Source organism: Citrobacter sp. R4, from assembly GCF_026719175.1.
GTDB classification, from domain to species: Bacteria; Pseudomonadota; Gammaproteobacteria; order Enterobacterales; family Enterobacteriaceae; genus Citrobacter_A; species Citrobacter_A sedlakii.
This window is the reverse complement of sequence record NZ_JAPPSU010000013.1, coordinates 21,701-43,580: the sequence shown is the minus strand read 5'-3', so window position 1 is coordinate 43,580 and position 21,880 is coordinate 21,701. Positions and strand designations below refer to the sequence as shown.

Genomic DNA, 21,880 nt, shown 5'->3' with positions numbered 1-21,880 from the left:
CGAGGTCGTCATGTTAACGTCTGCATTATTTGTCGCACTGGTGATGTATATCGCCAAGTTCGCCGACCATACGCTCGGCCAGCCGCTAATCGAACGTCCGCTGATTTGCGGCGCGATGGTGGGCTTTGTGCTGGGGGATTTTCAGCAGGGGATTATTATCGGCGCCACGCTGGAGCTGATTTTTCTTGGCACCATCACCATTGGCGGTTCAGTACCGGCCGATCTCGCCGTCGGTTCCGTCCTGGCGACGGCCTTCACCATCCTGACCAAAGCTGAACCCGCCGTCGCAGTGGCGCTGGCGCTACCAATCAGCCTGCTGGCGGTATTCGTGTATCAGGTGCTAAAGCTGGTTTACACCGCACTGGTGGAAAAATATGACGCATTGCTGGAGGAGGGACGCGATCGCGCGGCGCTGGGCATCACGCTGGGAATGACGATGTTTTACGGCGTGCCCTTTGCGGTACTGGCGTTCTTCGGCATTCTTTTCGGCACCGACGTCATCCGCAGTCTGGTCGAAAGCATTCCGGACCCGGTGATGCGCGGAATGACGGCGGTCGGTGGTATTCTGCCCGCGTTAGGCTTCGCCATTCTGTTGAAAGCGCTGTGGAACCGTAATATCGCCGCGTTCTTCTTTATCGGCTTTGCGATGGCGGCTTATTTACAATTGCCGATTATGGGTATCGCGATTATTGCCGCTTCCGTTGCGGTCTATCTGTGCTTCAACGAGTTCAATCAACTCAAGGCGAATAAACAAGCCACTGTCGCCGCGCCTGCGTCGGTGGACGATAAGGATGGGTTCTTCAATGACTGATATCCATAACAGCGCGTCGTGCGCGTATGACGACAGCAAAAGCGAAAAAAAGATGTTTCGCCAGCTGTTCTTCCGCCAGTTCCAGCTACTAGGCTCCATGAACTTTACTCGTATGGAAGGCCTGAGCTACGGCTGGGCCATCGCCCCCATGCTGAAAAAAATCTACGCAGGCGATCCCCACCGTTATACGGAGTCGCTCAAGCGAAACAGCCAGTTTTTCAACACCAATCAGCATCTGGCGCCCTTCATTATGGGACTGACGCTGTCGATGGAAAAAGAGAACGCCGCTAACCCGAACTTTGATACTTCAAGCATCAACGGCATTAAAGTGGCGCTGATGGGGCCATTCGCGGGCGTCGGCGACTCATTCTTCTATGGGGTATTGCGCATTATCGCCACCGGTATTGCGATTGGCCTGGCCTCACAGGGCAACCCGCTGGGGCCATTGCTGTTTCTGCTAATTTATAACATTCCCAGCTATCTGCTGCGCTATTACGGCGGGGTGATGGGTTACCGTCTGGGATCGAAATACATCGCTGAAGCAACGCAGTCTGGGTTACTTGGTTGTATTACCAAAGCGTCGTCGATAATGGGCTTAATGATGGTAGGCGCTATGAGCGCTAGCATGGTGAAATTTACAACCACCTTTAAAACGACTATCGCCGGGCAACCTTTTGTGCTTCAGGAGATACTCGACAAAATTTGCGTCGGGCTGATTCCTCTGCTGCTGGTGCTTGGCTGTCTGAAGCTGCTTAATAAAAAGGTGAGTCCGAATAAAGTGTTGATTATGCTGATTGTCTTTGGATTCGCCGCCGCAGGCGTTGGGGTAATTTGATGTGATACGCGCTGTGTCTGTTAGCACAGCGCGTATCAGGCCTACGGCTGGAAACGCCTGCAGACCTGACAAGGCAGAACGCCGCCGTCCGGCAAGGCTTATTTCAGCAATTCAGCAGTCATGTGCACACGGTTACCAGTATAAGCCTGGGTAATTTTGTAGGCGCTGGCGCCAGCTTGTTCAGCCTGAGCGGCGATTTTCGCTTCCGCGCTTTCCAGCGTCGAGCCGGTTGCGGTCACGGACTGCGCGGCGAAAGTACCGAAGGACGTAGCGAGAGCGATTACTGCGACAAAAGTTTTGATGCTTTTCATGATATAAACCCTTTCACTTGGTTGTTTGAGTAAGGCACTGTGCCTTTATGTGATAAATAATAGGCCGTTACTCAGACAACTGAAAGCGGAAGGATTTGCCAATCTAATTCAAATAAACTGAATATGTTATCCGGCAATTAACCGCTGCGGGTGCGTATAAACGGTCGCCCTGCCCGGCTTACAAAAGCCCACCAGCGTCAGGTTGCAGCGCTCGGCTACTTCCACCGCTAATGTAGTGGCGGCTGAGAGCGCAAATAAGATTTCAACGCCGCACATCGCCGATTTCTGCACCATCTCATAGCTGGCGCGACTGGATACCAGCGCCGCCCCCTGTTCCCAGGCTTTTCCTTCCCCGGCACGACGCCCGAGCAGTTTATCCAGCGCCACATGACGTCCCACATCTTCATGACCCCCCGCCAGTTCGCCACAAGGCATAACCCAGGCTGCGGCATGGGTGCATCCGGTCAGTTTTCCGATGGGCTGAAAGTCCTTCAGATGCTGTAAAGCCGGGTCGAGACTGGCGAGATGAAACGTCTGGGTGAATGGCAGCGGCTGCACCGGTTTACCAATGTCGTTAAGCTGTTCCACGCCGCAGACGCCACAGCCAGTCCGTCCAGCCAGCGCGCGGCGACGTTCTTTCAACCCCATAAAGCGGCGGCTGGAAAGCTCAATCCGCACCTCAAGCCCGTTACAGGACGGCACGACATCCATACCAAAAATATCCCGCGGGCTGGCGATGATTCCCTCAGAAAGGGAAAAGCCAACGGCGAAATGCGTAAGATCTTTCGGCGACGCCATCATCACAACGTGCGAAATGCCGTTATAGACCAGCGCAACCGGGACTTCTTCCGCGACCTCATCCCGCTGAGGATGTTGCAAATCCTCGCGCGTCCAGAGGCTAACCTCGCGATAACCCGTGACATTTGTCACATATTCGACTTCTTCTGGATGTATCTTATTCACTTTCTTTTAACCGTATAAGAACAGACGTACCAACATTGTGGTATTCTGTCACAAACCCCACCGGGACAAGGGGAAATTGACCCAATTCTGGACCTTTGCGGTCCTCTCCGCAAAGAAAAATAACAACCACTCCCTGAGCATTCCGACTGAATGTGAATGAGAAGTGACAATGTCGAAACAAGGAGCAAACCATGCAGGTCAGCAGAAGGCAGTTCTTTAAGATCTGCGCTGGCGGTATGGCAGGCACCACGGCGGCGGCACTGGGCTTCGCGCCCGGCGTAGCGCTAGCGGAAACACGGCAATACAAACTGCTGCGCACCCGCGAAACCCGTAATACCTGCACTTACTGTTCCGTTGGCTGCGGGCTGTTAATGTACAGCCTCGGCGACGGGGCGAAAAACGCCAAAGCATCTATCTTCCATATTGAAGGCGATCCGGACCATCCGGTAAACCGCGGCGCACTCTGCCCGAAAGGGGCCGGTCTGGTGGACTTCATCCACTCCGAAAGCCGCCTGAAGTACCCGGAATACCGCGCGCCAGGCTCCGATAAATGGCAGAAGATCAGTTGGGACGAGGCGTTTGACCGCATCGCGAAGCTGATGAAAGAAGACCGCGACGCCAACTACGTTGCGCAGAACGCTGAAGGCGTGACCGTCAACCGCTGGCTGTCGACCGGCATGCTGTGTGCTTCAGCCTCCAGTAACGAAACCGGCTATTTAACGCAAAAATTCTCCCGCGCGCTGGGTATGCTCGCGGTCGACAACCAGGCGCGTGTCTGACACGGACCAACGGTAGCAAGTCTTGCTCCAACATTTGGTCGCGGTGCGATGACCAACCACTGGGTCGACATTAAGAACGCCAACCTCGTCGTGGTAATGGGCGGTAACGCCGCTGAAGCGCACCCGGTCGGGTTCCGCTGGGCGATGGAAGCGAAAATTCGCAACGGCGCGAAGCTGATTGTGATCGATCCGCGCTTTACGCGTACCGCGTCGGTGGCCGACTTCTATGCGCCGATTCGTTCCGGTACTGACATTGCTTTCCTGTCAGGCGTGATGCTGTACCTGCTGACAAACGAAAAATACAACCGCGAATACACCGAAGCTTACACCAACGCCAGCCTGATCGTGCGTGAAGACTTTGGCTTCGACGATGGCCTGTTCACCGGCTACGACGCGGAGCAACGCAAATACGACAAAACCAGCTGGAACTACGAGCTGGACGAAAACGGCTTTGCGAAACGCGACACCACCCTGCAACACCCGCGCTGCGTCTGGAACCTGCTGAAACAGCACGTTTCCCGCTATACGCCGGACGTTGTCGAAAATATCTGCGGCACACCGAAAGCCGACTTCCTGAAGGTGTGTGAGTACATCGCGGAAACCAGTGCGAAAGACAAAACCGCGTCGTTCCTGTATGCCCTCGGCTGGACGCAGCATTCCATCGGCGCGCAGAACATCCGCACCATGGCGATGATCCAGTTGCTGCTCGGCAACATGGGGATGGCGGGCGGCGGCGTTAACGCCCTGCGCGGTCACTCTAACATTCAGGGGCTGACCGACCTGGGCCTGCTGTCGCAAAGCCTGCCGGGTTACCTGACCCTGCCGAACGAGAAGCAGACCGACCTGCAAACCTACCTTACCGCCAATACGCCGAAGCCGCTGCTGGAAGGCCAGGTCAACTACTGGGGCAATTATCCGAAATTCTTTGTCTCGCTGATGAAGTCCTTCTTTGGCGACAAAGCAACGGCGGAAAACAGCTGGGGCTTTGACTGGCTGCCGAAGTGGGACAAAGGGTACGACGTGCTGCAGTACTTCGAGATGATGAACGAGGGCAAGGTCAATGGCTATATCTGCCAGGGCTTTAACCCGGTGGCGTCATTCCCGAACAAAAACAAAGTGATCGCGTCCCTGTCGAAACTGAAGTTCCTGGTGACCATTGATCCGCTCAACACCGAGACCTCAACCTTCTGGCAGAACCACGGCGAGTCGAACGATGTCGATCCGTCGACAATTCAGACCGAAGTGTTCCGCTTGCCGTCCACCTGCTTTGCGGAGGAAAACGGGTCTATCGTTAACTCCGGCCGCTGGTTGCAGTGGCACTGGAAAGGTGCCGACGCACCGGGAATAGCCCGTACCGACGGTGAAATTCTGGCGGGTATTTTCTTGCGTATGCGCAAGATGTACGCCGAACAGGGCGGCGCCAACCCGGAACAGGTGCTGAACATGACCTGGAACTACACCAAACCGGATGAGCCAGATTCGGAAGAAGTGGCGCAGGAAAGTAACGGTAAAGCGCTGGCGGATATCGTCGACCCGGCAACGGGCGCGGTGATCGTCAAGAAAGGCCAGCAGCTCAGTTCGTTCGCCCAGTTACGTGACGATGGTACCACCGCCAGCGGCTGTTGGATTTTTGCCGGTAGCTGGACACCGGAAGGTAACATGATGGCGCGTCGCGATAACGCCGATCCGTCAGGCCTCGGCAATACGCTGGGCTGGGCGTGGGCATGGCCGCTTAACCGTCGTATTTTGTATAACCGCGCCTCCGCTGATCCACAAGGCAACCCGTGGGATCCGAAACGTCAAATCCTGAAATGGGATGGGACGAAATGGAGCGGGATGGACATTCCGGACTACAGCGCCGCCGCACCGGGTAGCGATGTCGGACCGTTTATCATGCAGCCGGAAGGGATGGGGCGCCTGTTTGCTGTCGATAAGATGGCGGAAGGTCCGTTCCCGGAACACTATGAGCCGTTTGAAACACCGCTGGGCACCAACCCGCTGCACCCGAACGTGATCTCTAACCCTGCCGCCCGCATCTTTAAGAGCGACGCCGAAGCGCTGGGTAAAGCCGATAAGTTCCCGTATGTCGGCACCACTTACCGCCTGACCGAGCACTTCCACTACTGGACCAAGCACGCGTTGCTTAACGCTATCGCCCAGCCGGAACAGTTTGTGGAAATTGGCGAGAAGCTGGCGAACAAGCTGGGCATTGCCCACGGCGATACGGTGAAAGTCTCCTCTAACCGCGGTTACATTAAGGCTAAGGCGGTAGTGACCAAGCGTATCCGCACGTTGAAAGCTGACGGCAAGGATATCGATACCATCGGTATTCCGATTCACTGGGGCTACGAGGGCGTGGCGAAAAAAGGGTTTATCGCCAATACGTTAACGCCATTCGTTGGTGATGCGAACACGCAGACGCCGGAGTTTAAGTCCTTCCTGGTGAATGTGGAAAAGGTATAACGGAGACGACTTATGGCTTATCAATCGCAAGACATCATTCGTCGTTCCGCGACTAACGGTTTCACCCCCGCGCCCCAGGCGCGGGATCACCAGCAAGAAGTGGCGAAGCTTATCGACGTAACCACCTGTATCGGCTGTAAAGCCTGCCAGGTGGCCTGTTCGGAGTGGAATGACATTCGTGATGAAATCGGCAGCAACGTCGGGGTTTACGATAACCCGGCGGATTTGACCGCCAAATCATGGACGGTGATGCGCTTCTCGGAAGTGGAACAGAACGACAAACTGGAATGGCTGATCCGCAAGGACGGCTGCATGCACTGTGCCGATCCGGGCTGCCTGAAGGCGTGCCCGGCGGAAGGGGCGATCATTCAGTATGCTAACGGCATTGTCGACTTCCAGTCTGAACAGTGCATCGGATGCGGCTACTGCATCGCCGGATGCCCGTTCGACGTGCCGCGTCTGAATCCGGAAGACAACCGCGTGTATAAATGTACGCTGTGCGTCGACCGCGTCAACGTCGGCCAGGAACCGGCCTGCGTGAAAACTTGCCCAACCGGCGCTATCCACTTTGGCTCAAAAGAGGATATGAAAACGCTGGCGGGCGAGCGCGTCGCCGAGCTGAAAACTCGCGGTTACGACAACGCAGGCCTGTACGATCCGGCAGGCGTCGGCGGTACGCACGTGATGTACGTGCTGCACCATGCCGACAAGCCGAATCTGTACCACGGCCTGCCGGAAAACCCGGAAATCAGCGCCACCGTGAAGTTCTGGAAAGGGATCTGGAAACCTCTTGCAGCGGTCGGCTTTGCAGCGACCTTTGCGGCCAGCGTCTTCCACTACGTCGGGGTCGGTCCGAACCGTGCGGAGGAAGAAGATGACAACCTGCATGAAGAGAAAGACGAGGTGCGCAAATGAAACGTCGTGACACCATCGTGCGCTACACCGCACCGGAACGCATCAACCACTGGATCACCGCCTTCTGCTTCGTGCTGGCGGCGGTGAGTGGACTGGGCTTTTTCTTCCCGTCCTTCAACTGGCTGATGCAGATTCTCGGCACGCCACAGCTGGCGCGCATTCTGCACCCGTTCGTGGGCGTGATCATGTTCGCCTCGTTCATCATCATGTTCTTCCGTTACTGGCATCACAACCTGATCAATCGGGACGATATTTTCTGGGCGAAGAACATCCGCAAGATTATCGTCAACGACGAGGTTGGCGACACCGGACGGTATAACTTCGGCCAGAAATGCGTGTTCTGGGCGGCGATTATCTTCCTGGTGCTGCTGCTGGTGAGCGGCGTGATCATCTGGCGTCCGTACTTTGCCCCGGCGTTTTCCATTCCGGTGATCCGCTTTGCGCTGATGTTGCACTCCTTTGCCGCCGTCGCGCTGATCGTGGTGATTATGGTGCATATTTACGCTGCGCTGTGGGTGAAAGGCACGATTACGGCTATGGTTGAAGGCTGGGTTACCCGCTCGTGGGCGAAGAAACATCACCCACGCTGGTACCGCGAAGTGCGTGAAAAGCAGGACAAATCATCGTCCTGACCCGCTGATTATCCATCCCAATGACTCTGGCGCCGGGAACATTGTTTCCGGCGCTATTTCGTGTCAGGCTCCGCCAGCTAATCCGAACGGTGAATAGTCTGCTCCGTTAAGATCGGGTATCGTACCGCACACATTGCGATGTCACCGGTATATCCCGCAGACCGATTGCGGTTATCATTACTGATATTCACCAGAGCGGGCGCGTGGCAGGCGCCAAATCAAGAGCGGATGACAGACCACCGATCCGCCTAACCAGGAAGCACTCAATGAGCATTCGTATCATCCCGCAAGATGAGCTGGAAAAAAGCGAGAAGCGCGCGACGGATATGATCCCACCGTTATTATTTCCCCGGCTCAAAAATTTATATAACCGTCGCGCCGAACGTCTGCGCGAACTGGCAGAGAACAACCCGCTGGGCGATTACCTGCGCTTTGCTGCGCTGATCGCCCACGCGCAGGAAGTGGTGCTGTACGATCACCCGCTTCAGATAGACCTGACCGCACGCATTAAAGACGCGAACGAACAGGGCAAACCACCGCTGGATATTCACGTTCTGCCGCGCGATAAACACTGGCAAACGCTGCTGCATTCGCTGATTGCGGAGCTGAAGCCCGAAATGAGCGGCCCGGCGCTGGCGGTGATCGAAAACCTGGAAAAAGCCTCCGAACAAGAGCTGGAACAGATGGCGAGCGCGCTGTTCGCTGCGGATTTTGCCTCTGTAAGCAGCGACAAAGCGCCGTTTATCTGGGCTGCGTTGTCACTTTACTGGGCACAGATGGCTAACCTGATCCCGGGCAAAGCCCGCGCCGAGTACGGCGAACAGCGCCAGTATTGCCCGGTGTGCGGCTCAATGCCTGTCTCCAGCATTGTGCAAATTGGCACCACGCAGGGGCTGCGCTATCTGCACTGCAACCTGTGTGAAACCGAATGGCACGTGGTGCGCGTGAAATGCAGCAACTGCGAGCAGAGCCGCGATTTGCACTACTGGTCGCTGGAAAATGAGCAGGCGGCAATCAAAGCCGAAAGCTGCGGCGACTGCGGAACCTACCTGAAGATTCTCTATCAGGAAAAAGACCCGAAAGTCGAAGCGGTGGCTGACGATCTTGCCTCGTTGATTCTGGACGCCAAAATGGAGCAGGAGGGCTTTGCCCGTAGCTCTATCAACCCGTTCCTGTTCCCGGGTGAAGGGGAGTAAAGCTTACCTGGACCGGATGGCCCCCGTCGTCCGGTCTACAAGTGATATGGCGTGATCACCCCCGTATCCCGGCAAAGTCTTTTGTATTACGCATCACAAGCTGACAGCGATGGATTTGGGCGGTTGCCAGGATGATCGCATTCGGCAGTTTCATACCATACTCCTGCATCAGGCTGACGCTGCGTTCTGCGATATCCTGTGTAACGCCAATCACGTTGAAGACGCTTAAAGCTATACGCGTGCGGTTTTCCTGATGATATTTCTTCGCACCGACCATTACTTCCATCCATGTGATAAGGCTAATCGCATTTTGTGTGGGATACGTTTCAAGCCCCTGTTTCGCTTCACGACGACCGTTAAACAAATCGATCTATGGGTATCAAATAATACAGACCCTTGCGGCATCACCATTCCTCGCGCAATTTCCTTTCGTATTCGATACCGTCTTCTTCGCAGCCCTGCCACAGTCCTGACGCGTTAGAAAGGGTATTTTCTGCCAGACCTTGTCTTTCAAGGTACTGTTCAACTGCTTCGCGTAATAGCTCAGCACGCGGTAGGTTGCGCTGCTTTTTGAAATCATCAAGACGCTTGATCACATCGTCTGGCAGGTCGAGTAAAACCCTGCCCATAACCATTCCAACCATCATACTCATATATCTCTCCGGCATATCGTTTGCAGCTATTTTTCGCACAACATACACCCGTGGCGGCAGGGAAAAAAGCGCTTTCAGACGTGACTTTCACTTTTGCGAGGCGCTTTCCAGAATCGCTATCACGGTAAAATTCGTCATTTTATTTCGCCCCTATCCAGGCTATAACACTGTGTATTCATACAGATAAAGGGTGAGAAATATGGCGCTGGAAAAGGGCATTGCAAAGTTGGTTGGAGACTTTATCGCCGCAGGACGCCCCTCTGTTCGCGGTCAGCGTATTGATGACAGGAGGGCGGGCTATGTCGCCAGTACGGTGCTCGCCGGCGACACGGAAAGTCGTGTCGAAGTGGAAGTGTGTGTACTCGAAGAAATAACGTTTCGGGTGGTTTCTCCCCGTCACGCATCAGGCGCGCTGCCCTGTGTGATCTATTATCACGGCGGCTGTTTTGTCAGCGGAGGATTTGCCACCCACGATAAGCAACTACGCCAGTTGGCTTACCGCAGCAACTGCCGGGTAATCGCCGTCCAGTACCGTCTCGCGCCAGAGCATACTTTCCCGGCGGCGCATGACGATGCTGAAAAAGGGGCAAATCTTGTCTGGACCTACCACGAGCGATTTGGCATCGACCGACAGCGCATTACGCTTGCCGGAGACAGCGCGGGTGGGCAGTTGGCGCTGGTAACCGCGATGCGCCTGAAAGCGGCGAAACGCTGGCTGCCTGCGCAGTTGTTACTCATTTACCCTATGCTCGACGCCACGGCGCATTTTGAAAGCTATACCCGCAATGGGCTGGATTACCTCATCACGCGTGACACATTACTTACCGGCTATGAGATGTATTTATCACACACCGACCGCCAGCACCCCGAAGCCAGCCCTTTGTGGAGAGAGGATTTCAATGGCCTGCCGCCCACTCACATTATTAGCGCAGAGTACGATCCACTGTGCGATGAAGACGAAGCGCTGTATGACCGCCTTACGGCACAGGGCGTAGATTGCACCTGCCAGCGTTACCTCGGCGTTATTCATGGATTCTTCCAGCTTGGCGGAGTAAGCCAGGCCGCGCGCAGCGCAATGCAGGATATCGCCTGGCGCATTGGACAGCAGAAGGCAGCCTACTCCTCCTCGTTCCCACCTTCTTCATAGGGACCGAAGGGCTTTGCGGGCAGGACGATATAAATGCCTTCAAATATCGCGCCGGTTGTTTCATCGCCCAACAGTTCGACCTGCAGCTGGACGCGCGCTTTTTTACCTCGCGCCAGTCGGTCGAGATCGCCGCTCAGTGAGCCGAGATCGGCTACCGCGCTGGGTCTGCCGCTGATGGGCTTGCTGTAGCGAATATGGGCGTCGGCAAGAATAATGGTGCCGCCGAGGTGGCGCTCACGCAGCATTAGCCAGATAAGCCCCCAACCGGTGAGTGTCGCCAGCGAAAACAGACTTCCGGCGAACAGCGTGTGGTGCGGGTTTTGATTGCCCGTCTCCGGCATGGTGGTAATGAATTTTTGCCCGGTGTACTGCTGAATACGTACGCCCATTTTCTCGCTTAGCGGGATATGTTCATACCAGGCCTGCTGTAACTGTCCGCACCAGTCGCCGCGATGCAATATGTCGTCGAGCGAAGCGACAGGCTTAATCATCAAAAAATGGCGTACCGGCGTGGTTTGCGGCGTGGTAATTTCGCCCTGATTCACAAAGCCCAGCTTGGCGAAGAAGTCGACCGCGTCCTCTCGAGCGCTACAGGTTACTCGCTTAACGCCCTCCTGACGCGCCACCGACTCCAGCGTCATCGCCATCAGCGTCCCCAGTCCTTTTTCCTGTACTGCGGGATCAACGGCCATAAAGCGGATAGAGGCTTCGTTATCGGCATTAATGTACAACCGTCCCACGGCAACCAGGTTACCGTCTTCATCCACGACCATCTGGTGATGCGCCATCGCGTCCCAGGCGTCACGTTCGGAACCTTTTGGCTGATGCAGCGGTTTACGCAGCATTTCCCAGCGAAACTGATAGTAACGCTCTAATTCTTCTTCTGTTTGCGGTACACGAAGGTGATACATAGCTGTACTCTCTCTTGTTACCCGCGGCCACGCCGGAAGCTGATTCATACCTGAAGCCAGAACGTCACGGGACCATCGTTGACCAGCGCAACCTGCATATCCGCAGCGAAGCGTCCGGTTTGCGTGTTCATTTCCTGCTGGCGGCAGCGCCCGACGAAATAATCGTACAGCGCCTCAGCACGTTCCGGCGTTGCCCCTTTGGAGAACCCGGGACGCATGCCGCGTTCCGTATCGGCCGCCAGCGTAAACTGCGATACCACCAGCACGCTTCCGCCCGCCTGCTGCACGTTTAAGTTCATCTTGCCGTCAGCATCGCTAAAAATACGGTAGCCCAGTACGCGCTCGCATAAGCGATTCGCTTTCTGCTCGTCGTCATCCTTTTCGACACCTAATAAGATTAAAAGTCCGTTGCCAATTTCACCCGTCACCTCTCCCTCCACGGTGACGCTGGCACGGGTTACGCGCTGAATGAGTGCAATCATGGTTGGTCTGCTTCTTCTTGTTCTGCGGCTTGTTTGAGTTTGCGGTATTCCCCGAGAGTGACAGTTATTTCCGCGCCAAGCAAGACGATACACCAGGTCCAGTATACCCAGACAAATAAAATCGGGATCACCGCCAGCACGCCATAAATGAGCTGATAAGACGGAAACATGGTGATATAAAGCGCGAAACCTTTCTTTCCTGCTTCGAACAGCACCGCAGCGACAAATGCGCCGACAACGGCATCACGATTGGGTACGCGCGTAGTCGGCACAATACTGTAAAGCAACCAGAAAGAGAGCCAGGAAAGGATCAGCGGGAAAATGCGCAGGACATCATCAATCACCGAATTGAGATCGCTTGCCCAGCGCAATGAAAGTAAATATGAGCTGATGGCAAGACTCGCCCCGGCCAGTAGCGGCCCGAGCGTCAGGATCATCCAGTACACGGCAAAAGAATAGACCTTTGGCCGCGTACGCTTGCTGCGCCAGATGGTATTGAGGGCGCTGTCGATGGCGTACATCAGCAGCAGTGCGGTAACGATCAGCCCACACGCCCCGACGGCGGTCATTTTGTTGGAATTCGCCACAAACTGTTCGATATAGCGCTGAATCACATCGCCTGTGGCGGGGATAAAGTTGGCAAAAACAAAGTGCCGGAGCTGAACGCTGACTTCGGAAAACATGGGAAAGGCGGCAAACAGCGCAAAAACAACCGCGATCAACGGCACTAAAGAGAGCAACGAGACGTAGGCGAGATTTCCTGCCAGCGTCGTCATATTGTCTTCATCAATGCGCCGCCAGAGCAGCTTTAGCCAGGCCCGGATCGGGCGCGTATGGTGCCTGGCTTTTTGATGCGTGGTTTTTAGCATAACAGCGTCGCGAAATAATCAGGAATGGTGGATTTATCGGTCACCAGAATGCTGGTCATCCCAACCTGGTTAGCCCCTTCTATATTATCGGCGTTATCGTCAAAAAAGACCGCATCGCTCGCGGAAAATCCTTCCTGCTGGAGAACGTGCTGATAGATACGCGTTTCCGGCTTGCGCATACCGAGATCCTGAGAAAGATAGATATGATCCGCCGCCTGGCGAATCTCAGGGTACTCTTCCGGCCAGAACGTGGTATGCAGACGGTTAGTGTTCGACAGAACAACCACGCGATGTCCCTGCTCACGCAGTTTATGCATGATGTCGATCACCTCAGGCCGCAGCGCGACAAACACCGCTTGCCAGCCGTGAGAAAATTGCTCATAGCTCAGCGACAGTTCCATCTCCTGACACAGCGCTTCGGCAAACGCTTCGTCAGTGATTTCTCCGCGCTCATGCTGGTGGAAGACGTCTCCCATCGTAAAACTTTGCTTTAATGACGCCAGCGGTACACGGCTCAAATCACTCCATGCCCCTAACACGCGGTTGAAGTCGATATCGACAATCACATTACCTAAATCAAAGATATAGAGCATGTTCATCTCCTTACTCGCCGTGGATGAATAACTGTAGCGGGAAAGGCGAAGTTTGACTATCCGTCTGACCGGGAAGATCAGCGAAAAAAAGGCGATGCATTTTCAGCATCGCCTCTGGTGACATCACCCGATTATCGGGCCTGTGGTTTCAATCTTTACAACGATTTATGGCAGCCTGTCGTATCAGAAAGTGTACTTCACGCCAAGCATCGCGGAGGTATCACTGTAGCTGTTGTCGCCCACCTGCTGTGCAACGTTACCCCAGACCTGCAGCCGTGGCGTCACCTGCCCTTCCACACCCACTTTTAGTTCGCCAATATTGCGCGTGCCGCTGATTTCATCCGTGATGGAGCCCATCTGCACGGCCTGGTTATTGGTATTGTGGATCCAGTTTGCCTCTACGAACGGCTGGAACTCACGCCCTTTACCGGCGTCTTTTTCCGCGTGCCCTTTCAGGTAAGCGCGAACGCCAAGACGGGTCATCAGATTGCCGTCAGTTTTATCTTTGACAACCGTTCCGTTATTTTCACGGTGGGTATCAGCCTGCACATCCATCCAGATAACCTGGGCTTTCGGCTGGATCCAGTAAGTTGCGTTCTCACTTTCACCGACCAGGAAGCTGTAACCGCCTTCCACAGACGCCGTGATACCGTCGGATTTGTAGCTTTCGCTGGCCAGATGGTCACCGCGAACGGTGTTATCGAACCAGTTGTACAATACCCAGCTGTCCAGGTAGGTGCCGGTTTTATCGGCTTCGTTCGCATACCAGGTGGCGTACAGGCCAACGCTATAACCGTCTACAGAACCGCGAGAGGCATAGCCTGTCTGGCTATTACGGGTTTTGCTTTTCTGGTTGGCATAGCCCGCCATCGCGCCGAGATGCCAGCGGTCAAGGCCGTCACTGCTCCATTGCGCCAGGTCGCCGCCAATTTGCAGGACGTAGCGGTTTGCCGTGGTTTTCAACTGCCCGCTGGCGTCGTCGAAGCGAGTATGACCGCCCTCGTTGCGCATCCACATACTGGTGACTTTTTCTTCTCCGGTCAGCACGTCGGTGTACTGCGTCTCACCCAGACGGTCGTGCAGTCGGGTGATAAACATCGTGTTGGCTGCGTAATTGTTCGCCAGATAGCTGCCAAATTCCGGACGATACTGGTGCTCAACCGGCGTGGGTTCAGGCGCAGGCGGCGTCGGTGGTGTTGGAGGCTCCGGCGGCTCAGGAGGGTCAACCGGATCGACCGGGTCTGGCGGTGTCGGAGGCTCTGGCGGATCGACCGGATCGGGATCCGGTTCTTCCGGCGGATCCACAGGCGTCAGCTCACTGGTCAGATACCAGTCGCTGGCTTTTTTCACCACATCGTAGTCATACGCGCCCGCGACAATACGTCCGGCTTTGGTGAAGGTACCGTCAGAGTTCCCTGCGACCTCAACGATTTTGATACCGTCAACGGTCAGCTCGCCCATGCCGCCAATGTTGTTAATGCCGACGTTGGTATTGCCGGAGGTATCGCCCTGTACAATCAGCTTATCGGTAAATGAACTGTCGCCTTCCAGAACCGTGTTCAGTACCAGCAACGCGTTAGTACCAATATAGTTACCCATCACGGTCAGGGTCTTGAAGGTGGACTGATCGTCGCGGGATACGCCGTCAGGGCTGTAGCGCAACGTCGCCTGATCCAGCGTCAGGTCAGTCAGCGTGGAGTCTTTGGTCATCGTCCACAGGCTGTCGCCGCCTTTCATGTTCAGGTTAACTTTTGACGTGGCGTCTACGCTGGACGAGCCGACGAACAGGGAAGTATCTGCCATATTCAGCGCCACGGTACCGCCATTGATGGCGTTGATATTGCCTTCAATATCAAACACGCCTTCGCTGTCGGTCAGCGCCGTTCTGTCGATGTTTAACCGGTCGGTCCTGAGATACGTATCGGCAATCTCCGGCACTGCCAGCGCCTGGCTGGCAATGATTGAATCAACGCCGTTGGCCTGAATCACATCGGCGCTGTCAGCCACTCTCAGCTTCGCGCCTCCCGCCAGATACACCGTACCCGGACGGATATTATCCGTGTAGGTACCTTGCTGTTCCGTAGAGGCGTAAATAGCGAATGCGTTGGTTCCCGTGGTTGAAATATCCACCCCGTCACCTAGCTGGATAAGGCCGCCCTTATTGGCGTAAACAGCATGCCCCGCTTTGGTGGTGGTAGAAATTTCAGAGTCATCGCCGATAAAGACATACGCATTACCTTTGGTGTTATGGCTTTTCCCTTGCAGAATATCCACAATCCCCATGCCGTTGGTATCTCTGTCCCGGTTACCGGCGTAAACAGCGTAGCCTTTACTGTCTGCCACATTCGCCGCAGTACCCGTGCCTGTGACTTTCAACACGTTTTTTCCGGCCAGGACAATAATGCTGTTTGCTCCCGCGTTCTGGAAGTTATTCGCCCGGACGGCAACGCCATCTTTTACCGCAATATTCGCAGATTCAGAGACATAAACCAGAGAGTCGTAGTTATTATTAAAATCGGACGCCGCATTAATGCCGTCAGCCGACGACCCCGTGGTTTCAATGGTTAAATTTCTGGCTTTAAAAAAGACCGCTTCGCTGTTGCCCCTAATCGCATCGGCAGCAGAACCGGACGTTTTAATAGTAATGTCTTTCAGACTTGGCGCATTCATGCCGTTCGTCTGTAGATAAACACCAAAGCCCCCGAGCGGGGATGTAGCGCCTGTCCCGGTGGTTGTGACGTTAATCAGATCGTAATCACCAAGGGGGGTAGCACCTGCGTAATAATAAAGTACGTTGTTATGGTCCAGCGTCAGCTCCGCGTCTGCTATCGGAACATGGCCGCCTACAGCAATAAGCGCAACGGCAATGCTTAATGCCGTCTTATTAAAAAGCGCGCTCTTTTTCAGATCTTTATTCATGGTTTTCATATTTCCACCTTTTCCTTAACGTTTGTTTTTACACGTACTCGTCAGGAATCAGGACTCCGTTTTCTAATGAAAATAACTGCTTGAAAAAACCAAAGGTAAAAGGACCGCGCTCTTTAAATTAAAGCGACGCCGAACTTAAAAATTTATGCACCTTACCTTTTACGGCATAAATATCTTTAATTAATCGGGCTGTCAATGGGTCTTAAATAACGTAAATTAATATTCAGGAGGATTTTTTCTTAATTATTTGCATTATTCCTGGGCGTTTTTTTAGCCAAAATAGAAACAACGTTCCTAAAGCCAAATCAGCAAATAAATCAATGAGTAAAAAAAGCATTTTTTGTAAAAAGAAGGGCGTTTTAGGAGTAATGTTTTTGACACCAGGATAATTATCAAAATCTGATTTTTGTGATAAAAAACCGCCGGGACGGCGGCGATTTTTCAGTAGTGTCTTCCGGAAAGCTTACGTTCAAAACGGCTAACAGGATTTATCCCCAGCGGAATGTCAGGCTTCGCCTTGAAACTGCCATCGGCTCTCAATCACCAAAGGTGAATCCACACAGACTAACTGCGGAGTACGGTTAATGCCATCAGGAGCCTGCGTAAGTGGATTGACACAGGTCGCATCTGGCTGTTTATCAAACACCACAAGACTCTGCGCAGCAGATGTCATCAAAATACTTAACTTTCCGGGCCATTTCAGTCTGACGTTTACCCCGGACGTAAAACCAAAACAGTCATCCCATGGCCCTTCACGTGGGGGGATTCTGTTGCCTGTTGGCAGTTCATCATCGCCAGGCTCTTCCTGCCAGTCTGGCTGGAAAAGAACCTGTAATTCTTCGTCTTCGCGATGAGACGTTAGCCGTTTAGCAAACCAGGGATGCCACCCGGCAGACGCCGGAAACGTATCTGATGCTGTGCGAATTTCCAGACGCAAAATCAGGGCATCCTCTTCCAGAGCGAGCGTTTGCAAAACTTCGCCTTGCCATGGCCATGGTGAGCCAAGCAGCATAGCGAGTTTTAAGGTATCTGCGGTTTGCTCCATCACCTTCCAACAGGAATAACAAGCCATTCCATGCAGTGCATGGGGCGGTTTATTGGCAGGTAATGTATAACTCTGCTCACCCACATTTATCGTGGCGTTACCCAGCCGCCCTGCCCAAGGAACCATCGGGAAACAACCATACTGAAACGCTCTTCGTTGCGGTTCCCACTGGCGCAGCACTTCATATCCAAATGCCTGTAATGATGTCATTCTGGCACCATCATGTGGATAAACCTGTAGACGGATGTTTCCTTTGTTCAGCGTGATAACATCGCCTACCGGTCCTGGCCATAGAGCATCAAAAGCCTGTTGCAACGCTTGTTGATGCGCGTGATTGCATTTATTTTTCATGAACTTGTTCTCTGATATAGCGGTAAGAAGAAAATCGTTTCTTAGCGTCTTTTTTATTGGGTGAATGCGGCTTAATGAGCCAGACGCAAATAAAAGAGAGGGCAGAAATGGCAAAAAGGAACAGAGCAACATACCAGGGTTTGCCGTTCCCCATCGCCAAAAGAGTGGAGGCAATAAGCGGGCTCATTCCCCCCAGAATAGCTGAGAATTGATACGCAAATGAAAGCCCGGTGTAACGGACGCGGGTACCAAACATGCGGGTAAATAATGTCGGCTGAACCGCAAACATCATCGTCGGGCCTAAGTTATAGCCCAGGATCATACTGCACCAGATAATAAGCGTACTCTTCGTGTCCAGCAGGAAGAAAAATGGAAACGCAAACAGAACGCAAAAACCCGCGCCAAACAGATACATTTTCCGCTGCCCAACGCGATCAGAGATCCAGCCAACCAGTGGGCAACACACGATGCCAATCGCCGAAGCAATAAGCATACCGGTTAAAGGGATATCACTTGATAAGGCCAACTGGCTGGAGATATAGACTATGCCAAAGGCATTGATGATATTGGACGAGACGCTCTCTGCCAGTCTGGCCCCCAGTGCCAGCATGATATTCCGCGGATGCTTGCGAAAGAGCTCAATGAGAGGCGGTGCCGTTTTCTCAGACGAGGTCGCCGTATTATGCTTTTTAAAATCCAGTGTTTCTTCTGTATGTAGTCGTATAAACATGCCGACGATTAACATCACAGCGGATAACCAGAAAGGAATACGCCAGCCCCAGGAAAGAAATTGTTCCTGCGTCAGAAAATGATTACAGAGCGCAAATACGCCCGTTGCCAACATAATGCCCACCGATGCCGCTGTTTGCGGCAATGAGCCTAAAAACCCACGTTTATGTTGGGGAGCAGACTCAATGGTCATTAATGCCGCGCCACCATATTCTCCTCCCAGGCCAAATCCCTGAATCAGACGCAGAATCATCAACGTAACAGGAGCCCAAATGCCGATCTCCTGATACGTTGGGATAAAGCCGATCAAAAACGTCGAGCTACCGACAATGCCCAATGTCCAGATAAGCGTTATTTTTCGCCCAACTTTATCGCCGAAGTGGCCAAAAACAATGCCGCCTAAAGGACGCGTCAGAAAACCCACACCAAAGGTTGCGAAGGCCGCAATCAAACCAATAAAAGGATCGCTGTCAGGGAAAAACAACGGTGCAAAAACCAGTCCTGCTGCCGTACCGAAAATAAAAAAGTCGTACCATTCCATTAGCGCACCAGCAAAACTGCCAAGCACAACGCGCCTCATGGCTTTGCCAGATAACCCTTCTTTCGGTACCAGTAATTCTTTAGCCATAATTTTCCTCTCCGGGTCGGCGAGAAAGCTACGGAACAAACCACGTCAAAGGTGGAGAGCGTTATTTATAAGCGCGTCGACGCTGGCCGACGCGCCTGATAATTATTTCTCCAGTTCTGCCAGTACCTCGGCATCTTCGGCATCAACGTTAGTCCCAAGAGGTTCCCACTTAATCAGTACGCAGGTCAGGAATCCAAGGAATGGCACCATGGCCAGCCAGTAGAAAGCCTCTGTCTTCAAGGCTCCCCACAGCATAGGCCAGAAGATTAGCCCGGCAATCGCCCCTGTTCTCATGATGGCCCTTGCAAATCCTACCCCCGTCGGGCGGATAGTCGGTGGATACGAGAGCGTGGCGATCGTCATCCCTAACCCGCCTGGCCCTGCGGAATGGAAGAAAATAATCGCCCCCAGAAGGGCCAAAGAAAGCCAAGGATTTGTGGTTGCCAGAGTACCGAGTGCCAGCAAGGCAATGGTCACGAGTGCAAACCCGTACATTGATTGCAAGCGTGTTCCCAAACGCTGGAGGATCAGCGAACCAATCATCCCCCCGGTGATGCCACACAGAGCATTCACGACAGCGGAGCCCGTTAGAGCACCGGTTAACCCGCCGCTCAGAATACCGGCCAATGTCAGCGGTAAATAAACACCCACCGCGTTATACTGCCAGGCCTGCATTGTGGCAACGACGCAACCCAAGATGGTGCGCTTGCGATAGCGCGAGTTGAACAGAATGCCATATCCCCCACGCAGCTTATTTTCCGTCTTTTCTGAAGTCTGGTTCTGCATGAGTGAGGGTGCGGCGACGCGTGCCTGAACACCATAGCGTTTGGCCAGAATGTCGCAGGCCTCTTCATATCGTCCTACCCGCGCCGCCCACATCGCGGACTCGCCAATAAAGAAGTAGCGGAGGAACATGATAATGACGGCAAAAATAGCGCCAATGAAGATCCCATAACGCCAAAGCTGCTCTTCTGCAATGCCAGAGAGAAGCAGCGGCAACAGAACGAGATAGACCACCGTGGTGGAGACATACCAGGCCATTTGCCAGAGATTAACGGATGAGCCTGTTTTCTTCGACGTAGACCCGCGAAGTTCCGCAACTGCATTTGTCGCCAGAGGGAAATCTATTCCCAGGCCAAATCCCATAATTACGCGGCATACCAGCACCCACCAGATATTGGGGGCTATTGCTACCGCCGCTGCGCCTATCGTGCATAAACCCATTCCGATGATAAATGCGCGTTTTTGCCCAAAACGGTTTATTACCCGGTTGGCTAATAAACCGCCAATCAGCGCCGCAACTAAAACAGAGGCGTTAACGGTGGCGGCGAGGCCAGGGGAAATACCGAATTGCGCCGCGATGTATTTGTTACCAAATCCGACCATCGCAGCCTGATAAGCGTCAATGAGAATGCCACCCAGCGCGATAAAAATAACGCCAGCACTGGTATTGACTGCTGAATTTTTATTAACAATATCAATCACATCCTGAGGGCGACTGATTGAATAAGGTGCAGGACTGGTGATGTCACTCATCGCAGTATCCTTTTTCATTGTTGTAGGGTGGCGCTGCTGTGATGCAGCGCCAGACAGAGGCTTAAGGTATTAATCTTCAGCAAATTGCAGCATGACTTTTATTGAGTCATTTTGCTGCGCACGTTCAAATGCTTTGGCAGCCTCGCCAACCGGGAACAGATCCGTCACCAGTTCACGGGTATCAAAGCGACCATCCGCAAGCCACTCAATCACGACATCAAAATCTTCCGGGATGTACATACCGGAATTGAGCAGATCGCGTTCGAAACGCTGCATCATCGGCAAAGGAATCTCACGAGGACCATTTGGTACGCCCATGCAGACGACCGTTCCACCCGCATAAACACGCGTACAGGCATCATTCAGGGTGGTCTGCGCGGCAACCACATCGATCGCCCCGGTGAAACGAACCTGTGGGTCAAGCTCACCTGGAGCCCAGACTTCTGCTGCCCCCAGTTTTTGTGCAAGCGCACGTTTAGCCGCATCCGGTTCAATGACGGTGATTTTCCCCGCCCCCATGATGCGCAGAGCCTGAACAATGGAAAGCCCGATTGTGCCTGCACCAATCACTAATACGCTCTCCAGCGAGGCTTCAGGCATACGATTGACGCAATGACGGGCACAGGCTGCGGGTTCAGCGAAGGCCAGAACTTTCAGGGGCAGAGAGGCAGGGGCGACATGGCAATTTCGGGCCGGAACAATATGCTGCGAGCGTGCAAAACCTGGTGCACGAAAACCCGCGACCTGCGGGGGTTCACAGAGATTGAAACGACCCGCTTTACAGGCACGGCATTCCATGCAAGCCATAATCGGATCGACTACGACATGATCGCCCGGTTTCACGTTCGTCACTTCACTTCCGACTTCCGTTACGCGTGCCGCAATTTCGTGCCCCGGCACAACAGGCGGTTTTGCGAACGGATGCCCCCCTTTCAGGACATGCAGGTCTGACCCACAAATACCATAGAACACCGGGGCAATGCGGACTTCATGGGGATTAAGCTGCTGGTGTGGCGCTTCGACATATTGGGTAGTGACTTTCCCAATATCAGAAAACAAAACCTGAGTAATTTTATCCATAATCATTCTCCAAATTCGTTATG

The 21,880-nt window shown here is 53.7% G+C and carries 19 protein-coding genes and 1 pseudogene; 7 read left to right on the top strand and 13 right to left on the bottom strand.

Annotation, left to right across the window (positions count from 1 at the left end; genetic code table 11):
• The first annotated feature begins 10 nt into the window (after positions 1 to 10).
• Both OOJ60_RS20630 and OOJ60_RS20625 read left to right on the top strand, forming a co-directional pair.
• Positions 11 to 811, top strand: coding sequence for a PTS mannose/fructose/sorbose/N-acetylgalactosamine transporter subunit IIC (locus OOJ60_RS20630; protein WP_042292489.1), 801 nt, complete (start codon positions 11 to 13; stop codon positions 809 to 811).
• Positions 804 to 1,646 (top strand): PTS system mannose/fructose/sorbose family transporter subunit IID, encoded by an 843-nt coding sequence (locus OOJ60_RS20625; protein WP_042292487.1) that lies wholly within the window; start codon positions 804 to 806, stop codon positions 1,644 to 1,646. The genes OOJ60_RS20630 and OOJ60_RS20625 overlap by 8 nt, the downstream gene beginning before the upstream one ends.
• Positions 1,647 to 1,744: 98 nt before the next feature.
• Here the strand turns inward: OOJ60_RS20625 and OOJ60_RS20620 are convergent, their stop codons facing one another.
• Positions 1,745 to 1,957: a DUF1471 domain-containing protein gene (locus OOJ60_RS20620; protein WP_042292481.1), complete on the bottom strand. Its 213-nt coding sequence runs from the start codon at positions 1,955 to 1,957 to the stop codon at positions 1,745 to 1,747.
• Positions 1,958 to 2,083: 126 nt separating this feature from the next.
• Positions 2,084 to 2,920 carry a formate dehydrogenase accessory sulfurtransferase FdhD gene (gene fdhD, locus OOJ60_RS20615; protein ID WP_042292478.1) on the bottom strand — a complete coding sequence of 279 codons (837 nt, stop codon included), beginning with the start codon at positions 2,918 to 2,920 and terminating at the stop codon, positions 2,084 to 2,086.
• A gap of 191 nt (positions 2,921 to 3,111) precedes the next feature.
• Between fdhD and fdnG the strand changes: the two genes are divergently transcribed.
• The 4 genes from fdnG (at position 3,112) to fdhE (ending at position 8,905) form a co-directional block, all read left to right on the top strand.
• Positions 3,112 to 6,162, top strand: a complete 3,051-nt coding sequence (fdnG, locus tag OOJ60_RS20610; RefSeq protein WP_082636871.1) for a formate dehydrogenase-N subunit alpha — start codon at positions 3,112 to 3,114, stop codon at positions 6,160 to 6,162.
• 12 nt (positions 6,163 to 6,174) lie between these two features.
• Positions 6,175 to 7,077 carry a formate dehydrogenase subunit beta gene (fdxH, locus tag OOJ60_RS20605; protein ID WP_060570983.1) on the top strand — a complete coding sequence of 301 codons (903 nt, stop codon included), beginning with the start codon at positions 6,175 to 6,177 and terminating at the stop codon, positions 7,075 to 7,077.
• Positions 7,074 to 7,709, top strand: a complete 636-nt coding sequence (gene fdoI, locus OOJ60_RS20600; RefSeq protein WP_205613109.1) for a formate dehydrogenase cytochrome b556 subunit — start codon at positions 7,074 to 7,076, stop codon at positions 7,707 to 7,709. The genes fdxH and fdoI overlap by 4 nt, the downstream gene beginning before the upstream one ends.
• Before the next feature lie 266 nt (positions 7,710 to 7,975).
• On the top strand, positions 7,976 to 8,905 hold the full coding sequence (gene fdhE / locus OOJ60_RS20595; protein ID WP_042292465.1) for a formate dehydrogenase accessory protein FdhE: 930 nt from the start codon (positions 7,976 to 7,978) through the stop codon (positions 8,903 to 8,905).
• Between the two features lie 35 nt (positions 8,906 to 8,940).
• On the opposite strand, the pseudogene OOJ60_RS20590 reads toward fdhE, so the two are convergent.
• A pseudogene (locus OOJ60_RS20590) lies at positions 8,941 to 9,310 on the bottom strand (type II toxin-antitoxin system VapC family toxin).
• Positions 9,310 to 9,558: a CopG family transcriptional regulator gene (locus OOJ60_RS20585; RefSeq protein WP_233470912.1), complete on the bottom strand. Its 249-nt coding sequence runs from the start codon at positions 9,556 to 9,558 to the stop codon at positions 9,310 to 9,312. The pseudogene OOJ60_RS20590 and the gene OOJ60_RS20585 overlap by 1 nt, the downstream one beginning before the upstream one ends.
• A 199-nt stretch (positions 9,559 to 9,757) precedes the next feature.
• On the opposite strand from OOJ60_RS20585, the gene OOJ60_RS20580 reads away from it, so the two are divergent.
• A complete protein-coding gene (locus OOJ60_RS20580; RefSeq protein WP_060570981.1) occupies positions 9,758 to 10,705 on the top strand; it encodes an alpha/beta hydrolase in 948 nt (315 codons plus the stop codon).
• On the opposite strand, the gene fabY is transcribed toward OOJ60_RS20580, so the two are convergent.
• From fabY to OOJ60_RS20535, 9 genes are all read right to left on the bottom strand, one after another.
• A complete protein-coding gene (fabY, locus tag OOJ60_RS20575; RefSeq protein ID WP_042292459.1) occupies positions 10,675 to 11,616 on the bottom strand; it encodes a fatty acid biosynthesis protein FabY in 942 nt (313 codons plus the stop codon). The genes OOJ60_RS20580 and fabY overlap by 31 nt on opposite strands.
• Positions 11,617 to 11,660: 44 nt before the next feature.
• Complete coding sequence (dtd, locus tag OOJ60_RS20570; protein WP_042292457.1) at positions 11,661 to 12,098, bottom strand: D-aminoacyl-tRNA deacylase; 438 nt, start codon at positions 12,096 to 12,098, stop codon at positions 11,661 to 11,663.
• On the bottom strand, positions 12,095 to 12,967 hold the full coding sequence (locus OOJ60_RS20565) for a virulence factor BrkB family protein (protein ID WP_205613108.1): 873 nt from the start codon (positions 12,965 to 12,967) through the stop codon (positions 12,095 to 12,097). The genes dtd and OOJ60_RS20565 overlap by 4 nt, the downstream gene beginning before the upstream one ends.
• Positions 12,961 to 13,560 carry a glucose-1-phosphatase gene (gene yihX, locus OOJ60_RS20560; protein WP_042292451.1) on the bottom strand — a complete coding sequence of 200 codons (600 nt, stop codon included), beginning with the start codon at positions 13,558 to 13,560 and terminating at the stop codon, positions 12,961 to 12,963. The genes OOJ60_RS20565 and yihX overlap by 7 nt, the downstream gene beginning before the upstream one ends.
• A 183-nt stretch (positions 13,561 to 13,743) precedes the next feature.
• Complete coding sequence (locus tag OOJ60_RS20555) at positions 13,744 to 16,488, bottom strand: autotransporter outer membrane beta-barrel domain-containing protein (protein ID WP_205613107.1); 2,745 nt, start codon at positions 16,486 to 16,488, stop codon at positions 13,744 to 13,746.
• Between the two features lie 505 nt (positions 16,489 to 16,993).
• Complete coding sequence (locus tag OOJ60_RS20550) at positions 16,994 to 17,884, bottom strand: aldose epimerase family protein (RefSeq protein ID WP_205613106.1); 891 nt, start codon at positions 17,882 to 17,884, stop codon at positions 16,994 to 16,996.
• The gene (locus OOJ60_RS20545) at positions 17,874 to 19,241 is read right to left on the bottom strand and encodes an MFS transporter (RefSeq protein WP_205613105.1); all 1,368 of its coding nucleotides are present in this window, start codon (positions 19,239 to 19,241) and stop codon (positions 17,874 to 17,876) included. Before OOJ60_RS20545 ends, OOJ60_RS20550 begins: the two co-directional genes overlap by 11 nt.
• A gap of 102 nt (positions 19,242 to 19,343) precedes the next feature.
• A complete protein-coding gene (locus OOJ60_RS20540; RefSeq protein ID WP_042292442.1) occupies positions 19,344 to 20,777 on the bottom strand; it encodes an MFS transporter in 1,434 nt (477 codons plus the stop codon).
• A 69-nt stretch (positions 20,778 to 20,846) separates the two neighbouring features.
• The gene (locus tag OOJ60_RS20535) at positions 20,847 to 21,857 is read right to left on the bottom strand and encodes a zinc-dependent alcohol dehydrogenase (protein WP_205613104.1); all 1,011 of its coding nucleotides are present in this window, start codon (positions 21,855 to 21,857) and stop codon (positions 20,847 to 20,849) included.
• Positions 21,858 to 21,880: the final 23 nt, after the last annotated feature.

What these genes read in the sequence shown, in the direction of transcription:
- fabY (WP_042292459.1), bottom strand. Translation starts at nt 11,616, where the DNA reads ATGTATCACCTTCGTGTACCGCAAACAGAAGAAGAATTAGAGCGTTAC.
- fdoI (WP_205613109.1), top strand. Translation starts at nt 7,074, where the DNA reads ATGAAACGTCGTGACACCATCGTGCGCTACACCGCACCGGAACGCATC.
- OOJ60_RS20550 (WP_205613106.1), bottom strand. Translation starts at nt 17,884, where the DNA reads ATGAAAAATAAATGCAATCACGCGCATCAACAAGCGTTGCAACAGGCT.
- OOJ60_RS20585 (WP_233470912.1), bottom strand. Translation starts at nt 9,558, where the DNA reads ATGAGTATGATGGTTGGAATGGTTATGGGCAGGGTTTTACTCGACCTG.
- OOJ60_RS20540 (WP_042292442.1), bottom strand. Translation starts at nt 20,777, where the DNA reads ATGAGTGACATCACCAGTCCTGCACCTTATTCAATCAGTCGCCCTCAG.
- dtd (WP_042292457.1), bottom strand. Translation starts at nt 12,098, where the DNA reads ATGATTGCACTCATTCAGCGCGTAACCCGTGCCAGCGTCACCGTGGAG.
- OOJ60_RS20565 (WP_205613108.1), bottom strand. Translation starts at nt 12,967, where the DNA reads ATGCTAAAAACCACGCATCAAAAAGCCAGGCACCATACGCGCCCGATC.
- yihX (WP_042292451.1), bottom strand. Translation starts at nt 13,560, where the DNA reads ATGCTCTATATCTTTGATTTAGGTAATGTGATTGTCGATATCGACTTC.
- OOJ60_RS20620 (WP_042292481.1), bottom strand. Translation starts at nt 1,957, where the DNA reads ATGAAAAGCATCAAAACTTTTGTCGCAGTAATCGCTCTCGCTACGTCC.
- OOJ60_RS20545 (WP_205613105.1), bottom strand. Translation starts at nt 19,241, where the DNA reads ATGGCTAAAGAATTACTGGTACCGAAAGAAGGGTTATCTGGCAAAGCC.
- OOJ60_RS20630 (WP_042292489.1), top strand. Translation starts at nt 11, where the DNA reads ATGTTAACGTCTGCATTATTTGTCGCACTGGTGATGTATATCGCCAAG.
- OOJ60_RS20580 (WP_060570981.1), top strand. Translation starts at nt 9,758, where the DNA reads ATGGCGCTGGAAAAGGGCATTGCAAAGTTGGTTGGAGACTTTATCGCC.
- OOJ60_RS20625 (WP_042292487.1), top strand. Translation starts at nt 804, where the DNA reads ATGACTGATATCCATAACAGCGCGTCGTGCGCGTATGACGACAGCAAA.
- OOJ60_RS20535 (WP_205613104.1), bottom strand. Translation starts at nt 21,857, where the DNA reads ATGGATAAAATTACTCAGGTTTTGTTTTCTGATATTGGGAAAGTCACT.
- OOJ60_RS20555 (WP_205613107.1), bottom strand. Translation starts at nt 16,488, where the DNA reads ATGAAAACCATGAATAAAGATCTGAAAAAGAGCGCGCTTTTTAATAAG.
- fdxH (WP_060570983.1), top strand. Translation starts at nt 6,175, where the DNA reads ATGGCTTATCAATCGCAAGACATCATTCGTCGTTCCGCGACTAACGGT.
- fdhE (WP_042292465.1), top strand. Translation starts at nt 7,976, where the DNA reads ATGAGCATTCGTATCATCCCGCAAGATGAGCTGGAAAAAAGCGAGAAG.